The sequence below is a fragment of the Larkinella harenae genome (assembly GCF_054780515.1).
Map to the genome: position 1 here is coordinate 73,580 of NZ_BAAGWE010000005.1, position 22,909 is coordinate 96,488.

Consider the following 22,909-nt stretch of genomic DNA (forward strand, 5'->3'; position numbering starts at 1 on the left):
ATGAAAAAAACGTATTTAGTCCTCCTCTTTGTTAGCATTGCACGATTTAGTCAGGCCCTAACGCCCCCGAGCGTCGAAACGGAAACAGCAGCTTACGCCCGGACGTTGAAGAAACTGACGGATGTGATGGTGAACGACGTCACGGGTCCCTGTGCGTCGGCTCGTTACTACGCCTACGCCAATCTGGCGGCTTACGAACTGTTGTATCAGCAGCAACGCCCGGCCAACTACCCGGCTTTCCACGGTTTATTGCGCAGTTATCCTACCTTCCTGGCACCCAAAAAAGATCAGGTCAACGCGCGTTTGGGGAGTTTATATGCCTTGCTGCGGATGGGAGAAGAGTTGCTGCCATCGGGTTACACGCTGGAAAAAGACCGCGAAGAATTGCTTAAAGAAGCCAAAACCCGCTACAAACTGAATGAGGCACAAATTCAGGCGACGCGGGCTTATGCCGATACCGTCGTGAAGAAGCTGGTCCGGTATGCCGCTCAGGATGGTTATATCAAAACGAGCGGTTATTTACGGTATACGCCGACCAGTGAGCCCGGCTACTGGCAGCCGACGCCACCGGCTTATTCGGAAGCCTATGAACCCCACTGGGCCAAACTCCGGCCTTTTTTACTTGACAGTGCCGCCCAGTTTCGGCCCCATCCGATGGTGGTCTACAGTGAGCAAAAAGGCTCGCCCTTTTACCTGCTGGCCCAGGAGGTTTACGACACAACCCGTGCTTTGACCAGTCAGCAAAAACACATTGCGGCCTTCTGGGATTGTAACCCGTTTTTCCTCAATCAAAAAGGGCACGTTAGTTTCGGTACCAAGAAAATTACGCCTGGTGGCCACTGGATGGGCATTACGAGCATCGTGTGTACGCAACAGAAAATGCCGCTGGCCGAAACCGTGCGCTGGCACACGTTGGTGGGGCTAGTGATGGCCGATGCCTTTATTTCCTGTTGGGAAGAAAAGTATCACAGCAATCGCATCAGGCCCGAAACCGTTATCAATCAGCAAATTGACCGCGACTGGCGCCCCATGCTCCAAACACCGCCGTTTCCGGAGTATACCAGTGGACACAGCGTGATGTCGGCGGCCATTGCGACGGTTTTGAACAAACTGGCGGGGCGACCCATTCCGTACACCGATACGGTCGAGGTTGAATTTGGCATTCCGGCGCGCTCCTTTCGTTCGTTCGAACAAGCCGCCAATGAAGCCGCCATTTCGCGTTTATACGGCGGAATTCATTTCCGGGATTCGATCGACAACGGCGTAGAGCAAGGCCGAAACGTGGGACGGTATTTTATTCAGAAAATGGCGCTGTAAGAGGATTTTTATCCAATCAGAGTCTAAGTTCAGGATAGGTAGGATTCCCGATTAACGTCGCGGGTAGCGTCCGACTGAGATCACATTGCACAGAATTAACCCAACAATTTCCACAATTAACCTATGAAAAAAACGATCCTCAGCTTGGGATTGGCGGTTTTGCTTTCGGTTTCGGCAAGAGCACAGCAGCATTCCGAACAAAACCATTCAAAGTACGTCTGGCCAAAAGACGATCAGGTAAAGAATAAACTGGCGCAGTGGCAGGATGTTAAATTTGGGTTGCTGATGCACTGGGGGACCTACAGCCAGTGGGGCGTGGTCGAATCGTGGTCGCTGTGCCCGGAAGACGAGGGCTGGTGTGAGCGTCGGGGGCCGTACGCCAACGACTGGTACGGCTACAAAAAAGCGTACGAAAACCTGCAGACAACGTTCAACCCAACGCGCTTCAACCCCGAACGTTGGGCTGATGCGGCCAAAGCGGCCGGGATGAAGTACATGATCTTCACCACCAAGCACCACGACGGTTTTTGCATGTTCGATTCGAAGCAGACGGATTATAAAATTACCAGCAGCAAATCGCCGTTTGCGTCAAATCCGCGCAGCAACGTTACGAAGGAAATCCTGGGCGCGTTTCGAAATCAGGGCTTCATGGTGGGAACCTATTTTTCAAAACCCGATTGGAACGTTGATTCGTACTGGTGGCCGTATTTTCCGCCGAAAGACCGCAATGTGACGTACGATCCCAAAAAATACCCCGATCTCTGGAAGAAGTTCAGCAACTTTACCTACAATCAGATTGAGGAGTTGATGACCGATTACGGTCAGGTTGACATTCTGTGGCTGGACGGCGGCTGGGTGCGCCCAGCCAGTACGATTGACTCGACGGTGAGCTGGCAGCGCACCATTCCGTATAGCCAGGATATCGATATGGCCCGAATTGCCGGGATGGGTCGGCAAAAACAGCCGGGTTTGCTCGTTGTGGATCGCACGGTTTCGGGTGAATTCGAGAATTACGTAACGCCCGAGCAGCAAATTCCGGATCAGTACATGCCGATTCCGTGGGAAAGCTGTCTGACGATGGGCGATAGCTGGTCGTACATTCCGAAGGAAAACTTTAAACCCGCTCGTAAACTGATTCAGATGCTGGTGGATATTGTGGCCAAGAACGGCAACATGCTGCTGAACATCGCACCCGGTCCCGACGGCGAATGGCATGAAGAAGCCTACGCCCGGTTGAAAGAAATTGGTGCCTGGATGCAGGTGAATGGCGAATCGATTTATGGAACCAAACCGCTTGCACCGTATCGTCAAAACCAATGGGCTTTCACATCCAACGGTAACGCTTCCTACGCATCCTATCTGCCAACGGAAAAAGAAACTTTATTGCCTGCAACGGTTACACTGCCCATTGCTCCATCCAAAGCAAAGGCTTCACTAACAATTTTGGGGGCAAAACAAGTCTTAAAATGGAAAAAAGCAGGTAATGGCATAGAAATCAGTATTCCGGAAAAAGTGCGGCAACAACTGGCTGGAAAGCCCGTCTGGGTCTTTAAAATGGCTTGATCTCTTTTTCTCAGCTTGTTATGAAAAACCGTTTTCTACTTGGTATTCTTTTCGTTTTCGGCACCTGCCTGACTGGTCAGGCCCAGCGCGTTTACCAATTTACGCAGGGACTGGCCATTGGACCCTGTCATCAGTATGGGCGTGAGGCCTTGTATACCGATCAACTGGCCTATCATTTATACCGGGGTGATTTGAAAAAACCGGTAGCAGGGCAGGGGTTCACGGTTTCCAGCACGGACTCTCTACGCTGGCAGGCCATCACCCTTGATCAACAAGGCAAGTTTCGGGGTCGTTCGTTCAACAACGGGTATCTGTATCTGACCTATCAGGCCGACCGGGCGCAGGTAGGGCTTTTGCAGGCAACGGGTCATAACATGGTGTACGTCAATGGAGAACCTCACGCGGGAGATCCGTATGCGCTGGGTTGGTTGCAAATTCCGGTGGCACTCAAAAAAGGACTGAACGAAATTTACGTTCGTACCTCGCAATTTTCACGGTTTCAAGGAGTGACCGCTCAACTGATGTTTCCCGAAAAACCGGTAACGCTGGCGATCGGCGATCCGACACTACCGAGTGTGGTTTTGGGAAAACAAACGGAACCGTTGTGGGGAGCAGTCGTTTTGGTGAACACCACAAAGAAACCGTTAACGGGTTTGAAGATAAAAAGCCGCATGGCCGGGAAAGAACTGGTGACCGATCTGCCAGCGGTTCCGGCGATGACCACCCGAAAAGTAGGATTTCGGATGGATGCGTCGGGCGTTGCCAAGAAAGAAGACGGAACCGTTGCTCTGACACTGCTGCAAGCTACAAAACCGATCGACGAAAAAACGGTGACGTTGAACGTTGCCGGACTGGGCGAACACTACAGCCAGACATTTATTAGCAATATAGACGGAAGTGTGCAGTATTTTGGGGTGGCTCCGCAAAGCCAATCGGATGGCCAAGCGCCCGCGTTGTTTTTGTCGGTACACGGTGCCGGGGTCGAAGCCATCGGACAGGCGCGGGCCTACCAGCCGAAAGACTGGGGTGTGCTGGTGACACCGACCAACCGCCGTCCGCGCGGTTTTAACTGGGAAGACTGGGGGCGGCTGGATGCGCTGGAAGTATTCAATCTGGCGAAGCAGCAATTCAAACCCGATCCGCAACGGATTTATCTGACGGGGCACTCGATGGGTGGGCACGGTACCTGGTATCTGGGGGCTACATTTCCGGGAAACTGGGCCGCCATTGCGCCTTGTGCGGGTTATCCCACGCTGGCCGGTTACGGGTCGCACGACGGAAAAATTCCGGAAGAAGGAGGAACGGCAATGGAAAAAATGTTGCTGCGGTCCAGCAATCCCAGTAATGTGATCAGGCTGGCTTCCAATTACAAACCGCTGGGTGTTTATATTCTGCACGGCGACGCCGACCGTACGGTTTCGGTGGAATACGCCCGGCAGATGCGCAAGCTGCTCGGTACGTTTCACCCGGATTTTACCCATTATGAATATCCTGGTGGGTCACATTGGTACGGCAACGAAAGCGTGGATTGGACCCCCATTTTTGATTACTTCAAATGGCACCGGATCAAGGCTGACAGCGCCGTTACGACCATTGATTTCACGACGGCTAACCCCGGTATTTCGTCCACCATGCGATGGGTATCCGTTGAGCAGCAGCAACACCCGCTGGAATACAGCCGCGTTCAGCTAAAGCGGGATAAGAAAACGATTGCGGGTAAAACCGAGAATGTGGCGTTGCTTTCGTTGAGCCTGGCTGATTTTACACCGGGCGAAACCGTCACCATCGCCCTGGATAGTCTGAATGCTGTTCATCATACCGTTAAAAGTGCCGACGAGCGGTTATATCTTGCTAAAAAAGATCAGTGGCAACTTGGAGCCAAGCCAGCCGTCAAGCAGAAAGGGGCGCACCGGAATGGGACGTTTAAAGAGCCCTTCAACCATCGGATGGTATTTGTATACGGAACCGCTGGTACCGCAGCCGAAAACGACTGGGCGTACAACAAAGCCCGCTACGATGCCGAAACGTGGTATTATCGGGGCAATGGCGCCGTTGATCTGGTAGCGGACAAAGACTTTGATCCGGCCCAATACGCTGACCGGGGTGTGGTTCTTTTCGGCAACGCCACCACAAACCGGGCCTGGAACGGACTGCTGGCAAACTGCCCGATTCAGGTTCAGCGGGGACAGGTTACGATTGGGTCAGAACGGTTTACGGGCGAAGACATCAGCGCCTATTTTGCGTGGCCGCGTTCGGACAGTCCGGTGGCTTCGGTCGCGGTGGTAGCCGGAACCGGTTTGCCGGGCTTGAAAGCTGCTGACGCGAATCAATATTTTGCTGCCGGAAGCGGTTTTCCGGATTACATGATTTTTGGCCTCGAAATGGTAAAAGACGGAATCAAAGGCGTTCGTAAAGCCGGTTTTTTTAATAACAACTGGCAACTGGAAAGCCAGGAAGCGGTAGGGCAGTAGGAATCCAATAAGATTCGGGCGCAACCGTTGCGATCTGACTTTGGTGGTTTACCTTTGCGGCCAAGGTTATAAATAGCCTGGTTTTCGCTTTATTCTAACACATAAACCCTCCACAATGAAACTATTTCGCTTTGGCGCGCCGGGTGATGAGCGCCCCGGTGTTATGCTGCCCTCGGGTGCTAGTCTGGATGTATCTGCTTTTGGACAGGATTTTGACGAGGATTTTTTTGCTAACAACGGTCTGGAAAAACTCGCCCAATGGTTGGATGGCAACGCGTCTGGCTGCCCGACCGTATCGGGTAATGTCCGCCGGGCTTCGTGCATCAAACGGCCCTCCAAAATTGTCTGTGTTGGTCTGAACTACGCCAAACATGCCGCCGAAACCAATGCTCCCGTTCCAGCCGAGCCCATTCTGTTTTTCAAATCTACCACGGCGCTGGTAGGGCCCGATGACGATGTGGTGATCCCGAAAAAGTCGGAAAAAACGGATTGGGAGGTAGAATTGGCCATCATCATCGGAAAAAAAGCGACGTACGTTTCCAAGGAAGAAGCGTTTGATTATATCGCTGGTTACGCCGTTCACAACGATTACAGCGAACGGGCGTTTCAGCTCGAGCGCGGTGGGCAGTGGGTGAAAGGCAAAAGCGCCGATACTTTTGCCCCCCTGGGACCCTTCCTGGTCACCAAAGACGAGGTGCCTAACCCGAATAAACTGGGTCTTTGGCTGCGTCTCAACGGCGAAACCTTGCAGGATTCCAACACCGACGACATGATTTTTGACGTTCCGACGCTGGTCAGCTACATCAGCCAGTTCATGACGCTCTTACCCGGCGATGTAATTTCAACGGGAACGCCAGCCGGTGTGGGCATGGGCCTAAAGCCACAACGTTTCCTTAAACCGGGCGATGTGGTCGAACTGGGTATCGAAGGCCTGGGCACGCAGAAGCAAACGGCGGTTTCGTATAGTTAATTAAAAATTAAAAGTTCAAAATTAAAAGTAAAGGCTAGAGCGCATGGCCGACTCGAAAGAGCGTGTTGTTCAAATAAAGGTGTTTACTTTTCGCATCGCAAATCTGTATAAATGGTTCATTAAATAAAAAGTGCCGATTAAGATTGCGGATCAATTATTAAAAAGTGGTACTTCAATTGGAGCCAATCTCGAAGAGGCTACAGGCGGTTATTCAAGATGAGAATTTGCTGCATGCTACCAGCTTTTACCTTTTAATTTTCAACTTTTCATTCCAATGACAATCGACGCACATCAGCATTTCTGGATGTACAATCCGGAACGGGATAGCTGGATTACGGAAGATATGCAACGGATTCGGCGGGATTTTTTACCCGCCGATCTGGAGCCGGTTCTGCAACAAAACGGCATCGATGGCTGCGTGGCAGTACAGGCCGATCAGTCGGAAAGTGAAACGGCCTTTTTATTGCACCTGACCGAAGCCTACGGTTTTATCAAAGGGGTGGTCGGCTGGGTCGATCTGCGGGCGGATAATCTTTACGACAAGCTGGAATATTTCTCGCAGTACGAAGAACTGAAAGGATTCCGGCACGTGGTGCAGGCTGAACCGGAAGATTTTATGATGCGTCCGGAATTTATCCGGGGAGTTCGGCAACTAGCGGCTTTCGACTTTACGTACGACATTCTGATTTACCCCAACCAGTTAAAAGCGGCTTTGCACCTGGTTCGAGCGGTGCCGGAGGTTTCGTTCATTATCGATCACCTGGCTAAACCCTACATCCGGGACCAAAAAGTCAATACCTGGTCGAATTACATGACCGAAATTGCCAAACACCCGAATGTGTATTGTAAGGTGTCGGGCATGGTGACCGAAGCCGATTGGCGAAGCTGGAAACCGGAGCATTTTCGCCCCTACCTTGATATCGTTTTTGAACAATTCGGGCCCGACCGGCTGGTTTTTGGCTCCGACTGGCCCGTGTGCCTGGTTGCGGCTGAATACGATCAGATGAAAAGCATCGTGGAGGACTACGTCAGACCGTGGGGAGAGGAAGTCCGGCAGAAGTTTTTTGGCGCAAATGCCATTCAATTTTACAAGTTGTAGCGGGCGGAGATAGCTTCTCTTTTGTCTGAAAAACCATCGCAAAATAAATTGTTAATCACAAACGCGCGGGCTTTGGTCTGCGAAACCGTTTATGAACCTGAACCTAACAGAAAAAGTAATTATTGTAACGGGTGGAGCCAAAGGAATCGGCGAAGGAATCTCGTCCGTATTGGCCGCCGAAGGAGCTATTCCGGTCATTATTGGACGGAATGAAGCCGATAACTTACGGGCCGTCGAGGCTCTGACGGCAATTGGCGCGCAAGCTTTTCAGATTGCAGCTGAACTGACGAAACCCGAAGAATGTAAAAAAGCCGTTGAACAGACACTGGCAAAATTTGGCCGCATTGATGGATTGATCAATAACGCCGGGGTAAATGACGGTGTAGGGCTGGAGAAGGGTGATTACGAGCGGTTTATGCAGTCGCTGCACAAGAATATGGTCCACTACTACCTGATGGCCCATCATGCCTTACCCGCCTTAAAACAGTCCAAAGGAGCGATTGTTAATATTACCTCCAAAACTGCCGAAACCGGTCAGGGCAATACCTCGGCCTATGCCGCAGCCAACGGAGGACGAAACGCCCTGACGCGCGAATGGGCAGTAGAATTACTGCCGTACAGCATTCGGGTTAATGCCGTTGTGGTTTCCGAATCGTGGACGCCTTTGTACGAAAACTGGATCAAAACGTTCGATGATCCAAAAGCCAAACTGGATAGCATTGTCTCAAAAATACCGCTGGAAAAACGGATGACTACCCCGGAGGAAATCGCCAATATGGTGGTGTTCTTGTTGTCTGATAAGTCGAGCCACACCACGGGGCAGCTGATTTATGTTGATGGCGGGTACGTCCATCTGGATCGGTCTCTCACGTAGCCTTTTCGGCCTTTATCCGCTAGTTTTCAACTTTACTTCCTACCCCTTCATGGCATCCGTTCCTTCTTCAACCACCACCCACACGACCGGCTCAACACGCAGCTATACAATGGCGTTTGCGCTGGTGACCAGTTTGTTTTTTCTGTGGGCTTTTGTCCATAACCTGGAACCGATTCTGATTCCTCACCTCAAAAAAGCGTGCCAGCTGACCGACTTGCAATCGGCGCTGATCGACTCGGCGGTTTACCTGGGGTATTTCCTGATGGCGCTGCCGGCGGGGTACGTTATGAAGAAGTACGGATACCAGCGTGGGATCATTGCGGGGTTGGTGATGTACGCTGCGGGGGCATTTCTGTTTGTACCGGCTGCTGATACGCGGATGTACGGTTTTTTTCTGGGAGCGTTGTTCATTATTGCTTCCGGTTGTGCGTTTCTGGAAACAGCCGCCAATCCGTACGTAACCATTCTGGGCGACCCGGCAACGGCAACAACCCGGCTCAATTTTAGTCAGTCGTTCAACGGTTTGGGCGCTTTTCTGGCACCGGTTGTGGGTGGGCGTGTTATTCTGAGCGGAATCGAACACTCGGATGAAGAGCTAGCGGCCATGTCGGCGGAGCAGCTTAACAATTACCTGCAGTACGAAGCCGATCAGGTGAAGATGCCGTACGTTGTCATCGGAATCGTAGTCATTGCCGTGGCGGCACTGTTTATGTTTACGAAGCTGCCGGATATTGGCGAAAGCGAGAAAAAAGCGCCGTCGACCCTGGGATCGGTTTGGCGGCACCGACATTTACGCTGGGGTGTCATTGCGCAGTTTTTCTACGTAGGGGCGCAGGTATGTGTGACGAGCTTCTTCATCCGGTTTGCCAAATTTTCCAGCGACGTGCCCGAAAAAACAGCCGCCGAATGGCTGGGTTGGGCCATGTTGGGGTTCCTGATTGGTCGGTTCATTGGTACCTATCTTTCCCGGTTTATTGCCGCCAATCGCTTGCTTACGATGTATTCGCTGATCAGCGCCGGATTGCTGGCGGTGGCCATGACGATGCAATCCCAGGTGGCGGTCTGGGCCATTTTTGCCGTGCCTTTTTTCGAGTCGATCATGTTCGCTACCATTTTCTCGCTCGGCATCAACCGACTGGAAGAAGACACCGAACTGGGTTCGTCCCTGCTGGTGATGGCCATTGCGGGAGGAGCCTTATTTCCGGTACTGATGGGCTACCTTTCCGACCAGAGCAACATCAAAATTGCCTACATTGTCCCGCTTCTTTGTTTTCTGGTCGTTGCCTATTATGGCTGGAAAGGCTACAAACCCGAATCAGTTAAGAGTTATGAGTGAAGAATTATAAGTTCTGTCCATTCATTTTAACGCTTAATTTTTACCTCCTCATGCGTTACTGTTTTGCCCTTGATCTGGTAGACGATCCAGTGAAGATCGCCGAGTACGAGAAGTACCACGAAAAACTACGGCCGGAAATTGAGGAAAGCATTCGGTCGTCCGGGATCACCGAGATGGAGATTTACCGCATCGGCAACCGCTTATTTATGATTATGGAAACCGACGATTCGTTTTCCTTTGAGCGAAAAACCGAAATGGATGCGACCAATCCCAAAGTGCAGGAATGGGAAAATCTGATGTGGACCTACCAGCAAGCTTTACCGATGGCCAAACCGGGAGAAAAATGGCTGTTGCTTACTAACATTTTCCGGCTTTGATGGACTAGAGGAAATCAAAGCGGGGCTGGAATTGGATTTGTGCGTATTTTTGGCATAAACCAACCACACAGACTAATGCGAATCAGGCTACTTTTCGTTGTATTACTAAGTGGATTATTTTTAAAAACGACGGCTCAGTCGACAATTACGGTTTTAACCTACAACATCCATCACGGTGCCAACGCAAGAGAGCACAATACAATCGTGCAGATTGGGCGACTGATTCGGGAATACAGCCCTGATCTGGTTGCGTTGCAGGAAGTGGACAGTGCCACAACCCGGAGCCGTGGTTTTGATCACCTGAGTCAATTGGCCCGGCTGACATCCATGTATCCGCTTTACGGAAAAGCGATCGATTTCCAAGGAGGTAAGTACGGGATAGCTATCTTATCGAAGTATCCTATCATTGCCAGCCAGAAGATGATGTTGCCTAACCCGGACAAAACCGAGCAGCGGGTTTTGTTGAGCGCGTACGTGGAACTGCCGAACGAGAAAACGATCCGATTCTGCAATTCACACCTCGATCACCAATCGCCCCTGAACCGGAATTTGCAGCTGGCGTTCATCGACAAAACACTGGAGAACAGCATTCAACCGGTCATTTGGTGCGGTGATTTGAATACGGACCCCGATGACCCGGAAATAGAGAGGCTGGCGAATCATTGGGTCGATGCCGGAAAAGATTCCCGAACTCCGACACTGGTTGGCTCCGGGGCACGGATTGATTACATCCTGAGCCTGCGGCAGAGCGAACTGGAGTTGGTCCGGTACCGGGTGCTGAATGTGCCGAAATTGTCGGATCACTTACCGGTGTTGGCAACGTATCGTTTCCGAAAACCCAAAAAAGCAGGGCGGTAAAAGAGGACGCCGTGGGCGGTACAACCGTTGCGACTCACTGGAACCTCCCTGATGTAAACTGCTCACTAAGAATGAAAGTCGCACTTTTTTTGCCGTGCTACGTAGACCAGTTTTACCCCAATGTTGGCATTGCTACGCTGCAATTATTGGAAAAACTGGGTTGTACGGTTACTTATCCACTCAATCAGACCTGTTGCGGGCAGCCAATGGCCAACTCGGGTTTTGAAAGCCTGGCGCACGATTGCAACGAATTGTTTGTCCGGAATTTTGGCGATAATTATGACGCCATTGTTTGCCCGTCCGGTAGTTGTGCGTTGCACATCAAACATCACCTGCATTCAGATGCTCGCGAAGCCGATGCCCAGCACATCCGGAGCCATATTTATGAATTAACCGAGTTTCTGACTGATATTCTGAAGATAAAACAACTGCCGGCCCGGTTTCCGCACAAAGTGGGCCTACACCAGAGTTGCCACGGACAGCGTGGTTTGCATTTATCGCAGATGTCGGAACTGGTGGCGTCTCCGTTCTCCAAACCCGAGCAACTCCTGCACATGGTCGATGAACTGGAGCTGATCAACCTGGACCGACGGGATGAATGCTGTGGGTTTGGGGGGACATTTTGCGTTTTTGAGGAAGCCGTTTCAGCCCGGATGGGCGTCGATCGCGTCGAAGACCACGTTCGGAATGGGGCCGAGGTGCTGACCGGGGGGGATATGTCGTGTCTGATGCACCTGGAGGGAATTGTCAGAAGGCAAAAACTGCCGGTAAAGGTGATGCACATTGCCGAAATACTGAATCAGGAATAACCGCTACAAAATAGTTGTATAGTTTGATTGACTAAATGTAAAGTATATTTTACATTTAGTCAATCAAATCAGATATAGCTATGGTATCACGTTGGTTATTTCCGCATTCGTATCGGCTGGCAGGCTGGTTTTTATTTATTCCGTCGCTGGTTCTGGGGCTGGCCGTGCGGTATGCCGAATTCCGGCTGGTATTTCTGGATGTTACATTTAGAAAACCGAAGGAAGATTCCGGGTTTCTCGATAAACTGATATGGGGACTAACCGATGGTGGATTTTTTCCATTCAATGGTGAATATAGTTCAATCAATTTGACCGATGAAGTGGCTGCGCTTGGGATGATAGGCGGTTTGCTGCTGATTGCTTTCTCGAAAGAAAAAGTGGAAGATGAAATGATTAGCCAGCTACGTCTGGAATCTTTGCAATGGGCCGTTTACGCTAATTATCTGGTGCTCGCCGTCTTACTCATTCTGTTGCACGGCGGATTGTTTCTGGACGTGATGATATACAATATGTTTACGGTTTTGCTCGTGTTTATTATTCGTTTTCGTCTGTCCATCCGTCGGAATGAACGAACGGTTTTGATGGCGGTATGAAAAACCGCATCAAGGTGGCCAGAGCCGAACGGGATCTGTCGCAGGCAGATCTGGCCGGACAAATTGGGGTGAGCCGTCAAACGATTAATTCCATTGAAGCGGGCCGCTATGTACCTTCCACCGTATTGGCCTTGAAACTGGCCCGGGTGTTCGAAAAAACCGTTGAGGAGCTTTTTCAACTGGAAGAAACAGATTGAAAGAATAGCGTCATTCCGAAGTTACGGCTCGAAGGAATGAATTAGGTCGTTCTGAACGTTAGGAAAGGAACAGCAAAAACTTTTGTAATAAACCCTTCGGGAAAAGCCCGAAACCTCAATATGATGATGAATCACTCACAAGCCGCTGAAAAATTCACGCACGATGTGGATCGTACTACCTGGCACGATAAAACATTGTGGTTTGTTCGCGAAAAGCGCGATAAGGCGGTTTTTCAAATACCGGAATGGGAGGCCCTGCGCGAAACCGCTTCCCGTATCAAACACAATGCCTTGTCCAATCTGGACGAATACCTTCTGGAGTTTGAGCAAAATGCGATCAGGAACGGCGTACAGGTTCACTGGGCGGCTGATGGCAAAGAACACAACGAAATTGTGCTCCAGATTTTGAAGGAAACCGGGGCCAGTCAGATGGTCAAAAGCAAGTCGATGCTAACGGAGGAGTGTCATCTGAACGAGTTTCTGGTGGAGCAGGGCATTGATGTAGTAGACACGGATTTGGGCGAGCGGGTGGTTCAACTGGCGAAAGAGCCGCCAAGCCACATTGTAATGCCCTGTATCCATAAAAAAAAGGAAGAAATTGGCGAGCTTTTTCACGAACACCTGGGGACGGAAAAAGGGGCTTCCGACCCGAAATACCTGGCCGAAGCGGCTCGTCAGCACCTGCGGGAAAAATTCATGACGCGCCGGGCAGCTCTGACGGGCGTTAACTTTGCGGTGGCCGAAACGGGTGGTTTTGTGGTCTGCACGAATGAAGGCAACGCCGATATGGGCGCCCACCTGGCCGATGTGCACATTGCCAGCATGGGAATCGAAAAAATCATCCCGAAAGCCCGGCACCTGGGCGTTTTTCTGCGGCTGCTGGCTCGTAGTGCAACCGGACAACCCATTACGACTTACTCCAGTCATTTTCACCGCCCACGCCCGGGCCAGACGATGCACATCGTCATTGTGGACAATGGCCGGACAACGCAGCTAGGGCGTCCGGATTTCCGGAATTCACTCAAATGCATTCGATGTGGTGCCTGCATGAACACCTGTCCGGTTTACCGCCGGAGCGGGGGGCACAGTTACCACAATGCCGTGGCTGGTCCCATTGGTTCGATTCTGGCGCCCAACCTTGATATGCGGAAAAATGCCGATTTGCCCTTTGCCTCAACCCTTTGCGGATCCTGCTCGAATGTTTGTCCGGTCAAAATTGATATTCACGATCAGCTTTATAAATGGCGACAAGTGCTGGCCGCCGAAGGCTACGTGGACAGCAGTAAAAAACAGGGTATGAAACTGATGGCCAGTGTGTTTGCCAATCCGAAACTCTTCCGTTTTTCCGGGAAGGCCGGGCGAGCGGTCATGCGTTTGGCCCCATTTGCCGTTTCCAATCCGCTGAATCCTTGGTACAAACAACGCGAAATGCCCGAACCACCGAAAGAAAGTTTTCGGGAATGGTATGTAAAGCGTGGAAAAAACTAATCAATGAATAGTCGCGAACGAATTCTTGCTGCTGTCCGTCAGAATAAACCGGAATTTCAACCCTTGCCAGAAACCGCAACCTTTCAATCGGATTACCCGGATCTGGTTGCCAAGTTCACGGAGATTCTACAATTTATAGGTGGTACGCCCACTTTAGTAGCTAATTTTGACGAAGCCGAAGCGTACATCCGCCAGACGTATGGGGATTTAATGCATGTAATAAGTAAGGTTCCGGCCTTGCAACACCTGACAACCGTTTCGTCGGACGTCGTTGATCCGCACCAACTGGAAACTGTTGATCTGGCTATTATTCAGGGGGCGTTTGGGGTGGCTGAAAATTCCGCTATTTGGGTTCCGGAAGAGCGGGGTGGACACCGGGTTTTGCCGTTTATCTGCCAGCATCTGGTGTTGATCATTAATACCGCAGATCTGGTTGCCAATATGCACGATGCGTACGACCGACTAAAAGTGGGCGAATCAGGATTCGGCGTTTTTATTGCCGGGCCTTCCAAAACCGCTGACATTGAGCAGTCATTGGTCATTGGGGCGCACGGTGCGCGGAGCCTCTCAGTACTTTTAGTGCAAAATTCGTAACCCCAAAATGAAAAGCCATATTGTAAAAAGCGTATATTGGCCCAAAACGCGCAGCAACGTGGCAACGATTTATTTAGATACCTGCACTTTGCGGTCTTGGCGGGATGGTGACGAATTCTCGTTGTCGGAGCATGCCAATAACCGGAAAATATGGGACCGGGTCCGCGATTTTTTTCCACATCCTTATACCGTCCGCGATGCCAGCTCCTGGATTCGGATGAACCGGTCGTATCAGCAACCGGTGAATCTGGCGATTGACATTGATGGAAGGGCTGTTGGAAATGTCGGCTTCACCATTAAAGAAGATATTTACCGGCATAATGCCGAGATTGGTTACTGGCTGGGGGAATCGCACTGGGGACAGGGTATTATGCGGGAAGCCTTACCGGCCATGGTTAGTTATATCTTCACCCACTTTCAGGTAAACCGCGTCTTTGGCTGTGTGTTGGAGGGAAACATTGTTTCCATGCGCGTGCTGGAACAGGCGGGTTTTCGCGCTGAGGCCGTTTTGCGAAAAGCGGCTTTTAAGAACAACCAGTACCTCGACGAGCACATTTTTGCCATCCTACGCGCCGAATTCGTTGCCCGTCAGGAGAGCATTTCTTTAGCCAGGAAGCAATAGAGTTATCCGGAAAGTTGTTCCTTTGCATTCATGTCAAAAATTATTATTGCCATCGACGGCTATTCCAGCTGTGGGAAAAGCACGACGGCCAAGCAGGTTGCTGCCCGGATGGAATACGCCTATATTGATACGGGCGCTATGTACCGGGCCGTTAGTTTGTATTTTATTCAGAATCATATTGCCCTGACCAGTTCTAAATCCGTTCAGGACGCGCTGCCTCTCATTCACATTACCTTCAGTTTTAACCCCAGGACGGGGCGAAACGAAACGTGCCTGAATGGCTTGAATGTGGAGGAAGAAATTCGGAAAATGTACATCTCCAATATTGTGAGTGAGGTGAGTGCCATTCCGGAAGTACGGTACGCCATGGTCGCTCAACAACAGAAGATGGGCCGCAAACGCGGGGTGGTGATGGACGGGCGTGATATCGGAACCAAGGTTTTTCCGGACGCCGAACTGAAGATTTTCATGACTGCCGATCCGGTGATCCGGGCGCAGCGCCGGCAGATTGAGTTGCTTGAAAAAGGAGAAATGGTGGGCTTGGATACCATTCTTGAAAACCTGAAAAAACGGGATTTTATTGACAGTAACCGCACCGAAGGGCCACTTCGTAAAGCTGAAGACGCTATTTTGCTGGATACTTCTTACATCACCCTCGATGAACAAACCGAATGGGTGGTTCAACTGGCAGACGAGAAAATTGCGCAACTCCACCGGGAGGGCCATTTTAGACCCCAGCGAACATGACGGCCGATTATTTAATTGTCGGACAAGGAATTGCGGGCTCGGTATTGGCCTGGACGTTACACCAGCGTGGAAAAAAAATTGTTCTGGTAAATTCACCTCAGCACCCATCGGCCTCTCTGGCAGCCGCCGGGATTTTTAATCCACTGACGGGTAAAAAACTGGTTCGGACCTGGAAGGCCGATCTTTTATTCCCTTTTCTTCGAATTTTTTACGGAAAAGCCGAGCAAACGCTGAATACGCATTTTTTGAACTTTTCCACTATTTACCGACCTTACCGTTCAATCGAAGAGCAAAACTCCTATCTCGCCCAAACCGCTGATCAATCCATTGGTCAGTACGTGGCGGATTCGGTTGATGACCAAGCGTACCAGCCTTATATTCATAACCCGTTTGGTGGATTGGAAGTGACGCAGGCGGGTTGGCTGGATGTTCCGGTTTTTCTCAGTGAAATTCGGGCGTATTTTGAACAGAGAGGCCAGTATATCGAAGCCCATTTCAATTCAGAAGACGTTGTTATTGAAGAAAGCAACGTTGTGTGGCAAGAGCAGACCTTCGGCAAGTTGATCTACTGCGAAGGCCCGCATGCGTACCGAAACCCGTGGTTTGACTGGTTGCCTTATAATCCGGTGAAAGGGCAGACGATTGATATCACCATGAACAATTATTCCATCCGCACGATCGTTAATCAAGGGGTCTTTATAATGCCCGTTGAATCAAATAATTATCGGGTGGGTGCTACCTACACCTGGCACGACATCGACTGGCAAACAACTGAGGACGGAAAAGTGTTTCTTGAACAGAAATTACAAGCGTTGTTGAAGGTGCCGTATCAGGTGGTGGGGCAGCGGGTAGGTATTCGGCCGGCAACGAAGGATCGGCGTCCGTTTATCGGATTGCATCCCGTTCATTCGGCCATCGGAATTTTTAACGGACTGGGCACCAAAGGCGTATCCCTGGCTCCTTATTTTGCCGACCAGTTTGCCGACTTTCTGGAGGGGCGGAAAGAATTAGATCCGGAGGTGAATATTGAGCGTGCCTTTTCGTTATATTACAGTGGAAAAAAAGTTACATAAAGTTTGGCGTTGGCAATCGGTCGTGGCCTGATTGTACGCTCGTGTCGCCAGGCTGAAACAAGCATAAAAGTAGCTTCAATATGAGTAAGCAATTTATACTGTGTATTGCCGGAATGTTGCTGGTGGCGGGTGGAGCAATGGCTCAGAATTATCCCTCTCAGGAACAGTTTGGTCGAAATCGTATTCAGTACCGGAAGTTCGACTGGAAGGTGATCAAAACTTCCAACTTTGAAATTTACTTCTACCAGGATGGCAATCAGATTGCCAACCTGGCCGCGCAATATGCGGAAACGGACTTTGATCGGATTACCGAGGTTTTGGGATATACGCCCTACAACCGCGTTAAGGTGTTTATCTACAATTCACCGCAGGAATTAGCGCAGAGCAATATCGGCCTAAGTGCACCCAGCGGAACCAATTATAAAGAACTTAGTCTGTCAAAATCACGGCTGGAACTGGCGTTTACAGGGGATCAGATCAGCTTCCGCAAACAACTTATTAAGGAGGTATCCCTGCTTTTTGTTTACGATATGTTGTACGGAGGCAGCCTGAAAGACGCTTTGCAGAGCTCCCTTTTGCTTTCGCTACCGGAATGGTATATGCCGGGAATCGCATCGTATATTTCCGAAGGTTGGAGTGTGGGCCTGGATGATTACATGCGGGATGTGGCGCTGACGCGGCCGGTCCGAAAACCATCTACACTTGTTGGCGACGAGGCTACACTGGTTGGTCACTCCATCTGGAATTACATTGCAGAACGGTACGGCAAGGACAATATCTCGAATATTCTGAATCTTACCCGCATCATCCGGAATGAGCAGAACAGTATTGCCAGCACCCTGGGTGTTCCTTATTCACGGTTTTTGCGTGAATGGCGGGAGTTTTATTCTTCGATGGCAAAACCCGTGGCCGACGCCTATCGATCCGGTGATGATACATTTCAGGTTACGGCTTCGACCCTCAAAGAGCCAGCGCTCTTGACCAGCTTGAAGTTGAGCCCCAATCAGAACTATTATGCTTACGGAACTACCTGGCGGGGCAAATTTGAGGTGACGCTGGTCAATACGCAAACCCAGAAGAAACACGTTATTCGTAAAGGTGGCTACAAACAGGACGAATCGCCCGTTAAACCGTCTACGCCGTTGGTGACCTTCCAACGGGATAATTTGCTTGTATTGACCGAAGAAAGAGGGCAGACGTTTTTATATATTTATACGGAACTCGATAAAAAGCCCAAGCTGAAGCAGCGGATGGTGGTACGGGGTGTCAATCAGGTCATCGACATGGATGCTTCGGATGATGGAGCCAGTGTCGTATTCAGTGCAGATCGCCGGGGGCAGAATGACCTGTTTCTGTTTAGTATGGGCCGCGGTACCGTGCAACAGTTGACCAATGACTTGTATGACGACCTGTATCCGCAATTCGTCGGCCGTTCGCGGCAGATAGTTTTTTCGTCAAACCGTCGCAGCGACTCATTAGGCGTCGATAAAGGAACGTACAAAACCATTCAAAATCAGTTAAGCCTGTTCCTGCACGATGGAACGCCCCGGGCCGAAGCCGTTACCCGACTCACGGATTCGCTGAGTACGGCTATGCGTCCGGTAGCGGGCAACGAAAACACCATTTATTTCCTGGACGATGCGTCCGGGGTTCGCAACCTGGCCCGGCTGGATGTAGAAGCCAAATCCAAAGAGTTTGTCACCAGTTTGGGGCAGGGCATCCGCTCCTTTGATCTGAATCCTACATCGGGTGCCATGGTCTATAGCCGGTTACAAGGCGGAAACGAAGTGATCGGATTCCGCTCGCGAACCAATCTGAGTCAAACCGTCCAATTGCCTTTAACACGTCGGGCAACGGTTTTAGAAGTTCCTAAAGCAGAATCGGCCAGCAAGCAGGCTACACCCGCTGCAAGTACCACACCCGCCGTTAAAACGGCTGATTCAACTGTGGCTTCTTCCCTGCAACTGGAGCCGGGAGAGGTGGATGTCAACAATTATCAGTTTGACAGCGAGGTTGCTAAATCCATTGAATATCGTCAACGGCGTAGCCAGAGCACCACCGCATCAGTGTCGATCCCGCGCACCCGTCGCCGGGAAAATGTAACAATCCGGGGGCCTTACAAATACCAGGGTTTGTTTGTGGCCAGTGATGCCAGCTCCGACTGGCGTATCGACCCCATCCGTGGTTTCGGTTACTTTCAATCATTAACGATGAATGACCTGCTGGAAAACCACATCATTCGGGCGGGTTTGTTCATTACCACCAACTTACGGAACAGCGATCTGTTTGCTGAATATCATAAACTGGTCAATCGGGTTGATTACAGCGCTCGTTTTGATCGGAAGACTATTTTTTCCGATGCCGGACAGTATCAGAAATACCGGTTTAATAAAGTAACGGTGGCGGCTTCGTACCCGATCTCGGTCAACAGCCGGTTTACGGTGGCTCCCTTCTATGTAGTCACGCGTTATCTGGATTTACTACAGACTGGTGGCAGCTCCTCCGATTATACCGGTGCACGCTTCGAATACGTCTTTGATAATACAACCCTCAGCGGTACAAACATGATCGACGGAACCCGGTTTAAGCTGAAGTATGAAAACTACGTTGGACTAACCGAACGAGTTGAGAGTGGTGTTCGGCGGGGGGCCGGTAGTTTTGATCGGATATCGCTTGATCTTCGGCATTACCAGCGGCTGCACCGCGATTTTGTGTTGGCACTTCGGGTGTCAGGTAGTCATTCCGCTGGCCGGGCTCCTAAAAAGAGTACACTGGGTGGGATGGAGAATTGGATTGGAATCTCGGAAGGTATTAAGGACAATAAACCGAACAATCCGCTTACTATGCCCGCCAATCGGGACAACCGCGACGTGTTTTTCTTGGATTTGGCCGCTCCGTTGCGTGGTTTCCGTCTAGGTAAATTGACCGGTAATAGCTACATGCTGGCCAATGCCGAGTTCCGTCTACCGGTAATTCGTTACCTGCACCGCGGTCCGGTAACCTCCAACTTCCTTCGTAATTTCCAGTTGGTGGCTTTTAGTGATATTGGAACGGCATGGTCCGGAAAAGGACCGTTCAGCCGTCAGAACAGTTTGAACACGGAGATTGTTGGAGGAGCCGGCGATCCGTTTCAGGCAACGGTTACCAATTTTAAAAATCCCTTCCTGATTGGATACGGTGCCGGAGCCCGGACGATGCTTTTTGGTTATTACGTTAAATTCGATTACGCCTGGGGTATTGAAGATAATATAGTTGGAAAACCCGTTGCTTACCTAACTTTGGGCTACGACTTCTAATTATAAGATTTATTCTAAACGCAAGAAACCGGTTTGTAGCCGGTTTCTTGCGTTTGTAGCCATTCGATATAATTTCTCCGTTCAGCAATGGCATAGTTTTAGCTATTGAATATTGTGTGTACAAGATATGTAACTTGCTTTCCGTGCATCAATCGAGATGATTAGCCATAAGAAGTAGAAAACCGTAGGCATCGGAAAACTAGGCTGGAGCACGCAAATTATTGTTTTGGTCAAACCGGCTGGAAGGAGTGACCATTAGCGGGTTCGGCAGTCTGAATTAGAGGTATGCTCCGTTTACAGAGAAGCTTGTTTGAAACTGAAAAAGCCGATGAAAAAAACATCTACACAGGATACAGACGTTTTTCAACCTTCGGGCATTTATTCGTATGATACTTCTTCGGGGGAAGTACAACCGCTTTCGCCCGAGAAAGGACCATTATCTCCTTTATTGAATGCCACTCGGCATTTCAACCCACACCACACCATGAATGCATCGAAGAACTGGCCGAATTCTGTGACACCGGAGAATGCGGTTTCGAAGAAATCAGATTTAGTTTTTTCAATATATTGCTTGTCAAAACAATTTAATATTGTAATGTCTTCGCTGATAAAGAAGGGAATTTGTCGGTGGTGGCAGATTGCCCTTTTGATGCTGGTATGTATTGGGGGAACTGCAGCGCAAACGACGAATCTATATGTTACGAGTAAGGTCAACAACGCCAGACCAGCATTAAATGATGTTGTCTCATATACTATTATAGTAGGAAATGATGGTAATGCCGGGGCAGCGGGCGTTGTTGTCAAGAACGGGCTGCCGGGAGGTGCCGAGTATACTACTCACACGGTTTTGCGGGGCACCAACTCCTTTGTACCGACCACGGGCAACTGGAATATCGGTTCAATCGCCATGGGCGATTCGGTGATACTGGAATTGAAAGCTCGGGTTAAGGAAAGGGGAGTGTGGTTCAATACCGCCGAAGTAATAGCTAGTCAGGGAACGGATTCAAACTCAGTTCCGAATAATCAGGATTTTTCCGAAGATGATATAGCATTAACCTGCTTTTCGGTACCTCTTGAATGGTACGAAGGTGATGAATATACCGTGAGCCTTCCTATTCCATTAGCAACTGTTGTATGGACCCGAAACGGACAGAGTCAGTTTCCTGCCAGCCAGGCGGTTATATCCGGTAATGGACTAATTATCCGATCACCGGGTATTTACTCATTTACTGGTATGCTGGGAAATTGTTCAGTCAATGGATGTTGCGCCATTGAAGTAATTCCCGGTCCTGCGTGTCAGATTGTTCCTACCGCTCTTGCGCAACCGACTTGCGAAGCTAGTCCGTTGGTATTGAATGTAACGGTTCAAGGAGGTACTGAACCGTACAAATATAGTTGGACGGGCCCCAATGGTTTCAGCAGCACCGGACAGAGCCAGACCATTCCAGTAGCAACCTTGGCCAACGCGGGCATTTATACAGTTAAAATAACGGATGCAACGGGTTGTACAGCTTTAGCAAGTACCACGGCATTGGTTGGAACATTGCCCACAGCAGTCTGTAATACACCGGTTTGCGAAGGTGGAACCATTTATTTGTCAGCTACTGAAGGCGGAACAGGCTACTATTGGACGGGCCCCAACGGTTTCACAAGTACACTGCAAAGTCCAACAATTCCGAATGCAAGTCCAGCTAATTCAGGCGTTTATACGGTTGTCATAACGGGTACTTCTGTCTGCTCCGGAACGGCGATTACCACTCTCACCGTCCTTCCCAAACCCACTATTCATGCTTTTGTTAGCAGTAGCGTCTGTATAGGAAGTAGTTTTAGCTTGTCGGCCACCGCCAGTGGTGGTGTTGGAGATTATCAATATATATGGACGGGACCGAATGGTTTTTATGAAACTGGACAGGTTGTTACGGTTAACAATGCACAGCCTAGTTATGCAGGAAGCTACACGCTTACTGTATACAGCCGCAATGGCTGCGGAAATCAATATGTCACATCTCCTATTGTAATAAACTCCTGTACGTGTGATCCTTTGGCCGGCGGGGGGGCTTCTTATGTGTGTTTAGGTGGAACGGTAAGTTTAACGGCCACAAGCGGTTTTACAAGTTACCGTTGGAACGGTCCTGGTGGATATAGCTCAAATCTACAGAATCCAGTCATAACCAATGCGCAGTTATCGAATAGCGGCAGTTACACTTTGACTGTAACAGGGGCAAATTGCACTGGATCTGCTATTGTTGATGTGGTGGTTAACCCGCTGCCGGTGGTGGAGGTTTCCTCGACGACGGCCTGTGTGGGTGGGGTGGGTCAGCTCACGCTGAATGCCAGCGGGGGCGTGGGGTACGTATGGCGGGGTCCCAACGGCTTCAGCAGTACCCAGGCCAGCGTGCTCATCAGCCCGGCCACGAGTGGAGTCAGTGGGACTTATACGGTGGAGGTGAGTGGCTCCGGTGGATGCCGTGCCGTGGGCAGTGTGAGTGTGGTGGCTCCGGTGTGTCCGGCTCCCCCGTGTCCGTTGACGGTGCAGGTGGATCCTGTCTCGCCCCTGTGTGCGGGCAGCAGTGTGACCCTGCAGGCGCGTGTGAGTGGCTCGGTGGGCAGTGTGAGCTACGTGTG

Annotated in this window: 18 protein-coding genes and 2 pseudogenes; all 20 read left to right on the top strand. The window is 50.4% G+C overall.

What is annotated here, in order from left to right; all coding sequences use genetic code 11:
* Positions 1 to 1,317, top strand: coding sequence for a vanadium-dependent haloperoxidase (locus ACYVH9_RS22120; protein ID WP_460638589.1), 1,317 nt, complete (start codon positions 1 to 3; stop codon positions 1,315 to 1,317).
* A 123-nt stretch (positions 1,318 to 1,440) separates the two neighbouring features.
* Positions 1,441 to 2,880, top strand: a complete 1,440-nt coding sequence (locus tag ACYVH9_RS22125; RefSeq protein ID WP_460638590.1) for an alpha-L-fucosidase — start codon at positions 1,441 to 1,443, stop codon at positions 2,878 to 2,880.
* Positions 2,881 to 2,900: 20 nt separating this feature from the next.
* The gene (locus ACYVH9_RS22130; protein WP_460638591.1) at positions 2,901 to 5,351 is read left to right on the top strand and encodes a carboxylesterase family protein; all 2,451 of its coding nucleotides are present in this window, start codon (positions 2,901 to 2,903) and stop codon (positions 5,349 to 5,351) included.
* 115 nt (positions 5,352 to 5,466) lie between these two features.
* On the top strand, positions 5,467 to 6,321 hold the full coding sequence (locus ACYVH9_RS22135) for a fumarylacetoacetate hydrolase family protein (protein WP_460638592.1): 855 nt from the start codon (positions 5,467 to 5,469) through the stop codon (positions 6,319 to 6,321).
* Positions 6,322 to 6,595: 274 nt separating this feature from the next.
* Complete coding sequence (locus ACYVH9_RS22140) at positions 6,596 to 7,420, top strand: amidohydrolase family protein (protein ID WP_460638593.1); 825 nt, start codon at positions 6,596 to 6,598, stop codon at positions 7,418 to 7,420.
* Positions 7,421 to 7,511: 91 nt separating this feature from the next.
* The gene (locus ACYVH9_RS22145; protein WP_460638594.1) at positions 7,512 to 8,294 is read left to right on the top strand and encodes an L-fucose dehydrogenase; all 783 of its coding nucleotides are present in this window, start codon (positions 7,512 to 7,514) and stop codon (positions 8,292 to 8,294) included.
* 49 nt (positions 8,295 to 8,343) lie between these two features.
* Positions 8,344 to 9,630: an L-fucose:H+ symporter permease gene (fucP, locus tag ACYVH9_RS22150; RefSeq protein WP_460638595.1), complete on the top strand. Its 1,287-nt coding sequence runs from the start codon at positions 8,344 to 8,346 to the stop codon at positions 9,628 to 9,630.
* Positions 9,631 to 9,680: 50 nt separating this feature from the next.
* Positions 9,681 to 10,007, top strand: coding sequence for an L-rhamnose mutarotase (locus ACYVH9_RS22155; protein WP_460638596.1), 327 nt, complete (start codon positions 9,681 to 9,683; stop codon positions 10,005 to 10,007).
* A gap of 75 nt (positions 10,008 to 10,082) precedes the next feature.
* A complete protein-coding gene (locus ACYVH9_RS22160) occupies positions 10,083 to 10,865 on the top strand; it encodes an endonuclease/exonuclease/phosphatase family protein (RefSeq protein WP_460638597.1) in 783 nt (260 codons plus the stop codon).
* A 71-nt stretch (positions 10,866 to 10,936) separates the two neighbouring features.
* On the top strand, positions 10,937 to 11,674 hold the full coding sequence (locus ACYVH9_RS22165; protein ID WP_460638598.1) for a (Fe-S)-binding protein: 738 nt from the start codon (positions 10,937 to 10,939) through the stop codon (positions 11,672 to 11,674).
* 80 nt (positions 11,675 to 11,754) lie between these two features.
* Entirely contained in the window at positions 11,755 to 12,267 is a 513-nt protein-coding gene (locus ACYVH9_RS22170; RefSeq protein WP_460638599.1) for a hypothetical protein, read from the top strand.
* Positions 12,264 to 12,464 (top strand): helix-turn-helix transcriptional regulator, encoded by a 201-nt coding sequence (locus ACYVH9_RS22175; protein WP_460638600.1) that lies wholly within the window; start codon positions 12,264 to 12,266, stop codon positions 12,462 to 12,464. The genes ACYVH9_RS22170 and ACYVH9_RS22175 overlap by 4 nt, the downstream gene beginning before the upstream one ends.
* 126 nt (positions 12,465 to 12,590) lie before the next feature.
* Positions 12,591 to 13,952, top strand: coding sequence for a lactate utilization protein B (locus ACYVH9_RS22180; RefSeq protein WP_460638601.1), 1,362 nt, complete (start codon positions 12,591 to 12,593; stop codon positions 13,950 to 13,952).
* Between the two features lie 3 nt (positions 13,953 to 13,955).
* Positions 13,956 to 14,546, top strand: coding sequence for a LutC/YkgG family protein (locus ACYVH9_RS22185; protein ID WP_460638602.1), 591 nt, complete (start codon positions 13,956 to 13,958; stop codon positions 14,544 to 14,546).
* 7 nt (positions 14,547 to 14,553) lie between these two features.
* Entirely contained in the window at positions 14,554 to 15,168 is a 615-nt protein-coding gene (locus ACYVH9_RS22190; RefSeq protein WP_460638603.1) for a GNAT family N-acetyltransferase, read from the top strand.
* 30 nt (positions 15,169 to 15,198) lie between these two features.
* On the top strand, positions 15,199 to 15,915 hold the full coding sequence (gene cmk, locus ACYVH9_RS22195; protein ID WP_460638604.1) for a (d)CMP kinase: 717 nt from the start codon (positions 15,199 to 15,201) through the stop codon (positions 15,913 to 15,915).
* Positions 15,912 to 16,988 carry an NAD(P)/FAD-dependent oxidoreductase gene (locus ACYVH9_RS22200; protein ID WP_460638605.1) on the top strand — a complete coding sequence of 359 codons (1,077 nt, stop codon included), beginning with the start codon at positions 15,912 to 15,914 and terminating at the stop codon, positions 16,986 to 16,988. The genes cmk and ACYVH9_RS22200 overlap by 4 nt, the downstream gene beginning before the upstream one ends.
* Positions 16,989 to 17,068: 80 nt before the next feature.
* Positions 17,069 to 20,284, top strand: a complete 3,216-nt coding sequence (locus ACYVH9_RS22205; protein ID WP_460638606.1) for a hypothetical protein — start codon at positions 17,069 to 17,071, stop codon at positions 20,282 to 20,284.
* A gap of 649 nt (positions 20,285 to 20,933) precedes the next feature.
* Positions 20,934 to 21,299, top strand: a pseudogene (locus ACYVH9_RS22210) (DUF11 domain-containing protein); the annotation flags it as partial.
* A gap of 1,191 nt (positions 21,300 to 22,490) precedes the next feature.
* A pseudogene (locus ACYVH9_RS22215) lies at positions 22,491 to 22,909 on the top strand (hypothetical protein); the annotation flags it as partial.

Excerpts from the sequence above, each read along its gene's own strand:
- ACYVH9_RS22135 (WP_460638592.1), top strand. The coding sequence starts at position 5,467 with ATGAAACTATTTCGCTTTGGCGCGCCGGGTGATGAGCGCCCCGGTGTT.
- ACYVH9_RS22165 (WP_460638598.1), top strand. The coding sequence starts at position 10,937 with ATGAAAGTCGCACTTTTTTTGCCGTGCTACGTAGACCAGTTTTACCCC.
- ACYVH9_RS22170 (WP_460638599.1), top strand. The coding sequence starts at position 11,755 with ATGGTATCACGTTGGTTATTTCCGCATTCGTATCGGCTGGCAGGCTGG.
- ACYVH9_RS22120 (WP_460638589.1), top strand. The coding sequence starts at position 1 with ATGAAAAAAACGTATTTAGTCCTCCTCTTTGTTAGCATTGCACGATTT.
- ACYVH9_RS22125 (WP_460638590.1), top strand. The coding sequence starts at position 1,441 with ATGAAAAAAACGATCCTCAGCTTGGGATTGGCGGTTTTGCTTTCGGTT.
- ACYVH9_RS22175 (WP_460638600.1), top strand. The coding sequence starts at position 12,264 with ATGAAAAACCGCATCAAGGTGGCCAGAGCCGAACGGGATCTGTCGCAG.
- fucP (WP_460638595.1), top strand. The coding sequence starts at position 8,344 with ATGGCATCCGTTCCTTCTTCAACCACCACCCACACGACCGGCTCAACA.
- ACYVH9_RS22180 (WP_460638601.1), top strand. The coding sequence starts at position 12,591 with ATGAATCACTCACAAGCCGCTGAAAAATTCACGCACGATGTGGATCGT.
- ACYVH9_RS22185 (WP_460638602.1), top strand. The coding sequence starts at position 13,956 with ATGAATAGTCGCGAACGAATTCTTGCTGCTGTCCGTCAGAATAAACCG.
- ACYVH9_RS22155 (WP_460638596.1), top strand. The coding sequence starts at position 9,681 with ATGCGTTACTGTTTTGCCCTTGATCTGGTAGACGATCCAGTGAAGATC.
- ACYVH9_RS22140 (WP_460638593.1), top strand. The coding sequence starts at position 6,596 with ATGACAATCGACGCACATCAGCATTTCTGGATGTACAATCCGGAACGG.
- ACYVH9_RS22205 (WP_460638606.1), top strand. The coding sequence starts at position 17,069 with ATGAGTAAGCAATTTATACTGTGTATTGCCGGAATGTTGCTGGTGGCG.
- ACYVH9_RS22145 (WP_460638594.1), top strand. The coding sequence starts at position 7,512 with ATGAACCTGAACCTAACAGAAAAAGTAATTATTGTAACGGGTGGAGCC.
- cmk (WP_460638604.1), top strand. The coding sequence starts at position 15,199 with ATGTCAAAAATTATTATTGCCATCGACGGCTATTCCAGCTGTGGGAAA.
- ACYVH9_RS22200 (WP_460638605.1), top strand. The coding sequence starts at position 15,912 with ATGACGGCCGATTATTTAATTGTCGGACAAGGAATTGCGGGCTCGGTA.
- ACYVH9_RS22130 (WP_460638591.1), top strand. The coding sequence starts at position 2,901 with ATGAAAAACCGTTTTCTACTTGGTATTCTTTTCGTTTTCGGCACCTGC.
- ACYVH9_RS22190 (WP_460638603.1), top strand. The coding sequence starts at position 14,554 with ATGAAAAGCCATATTGTAAAAAGCGTATATTGGCCCAAAACGCGCAGC.
- ACYVH9_RS22160 (WP_460638597.1), top strand. The coding sequence starts at position 10,083 with ATGCGAATCAGGCTACTTTTCGTTGTATTACTAAGTGGATTATTTTTA.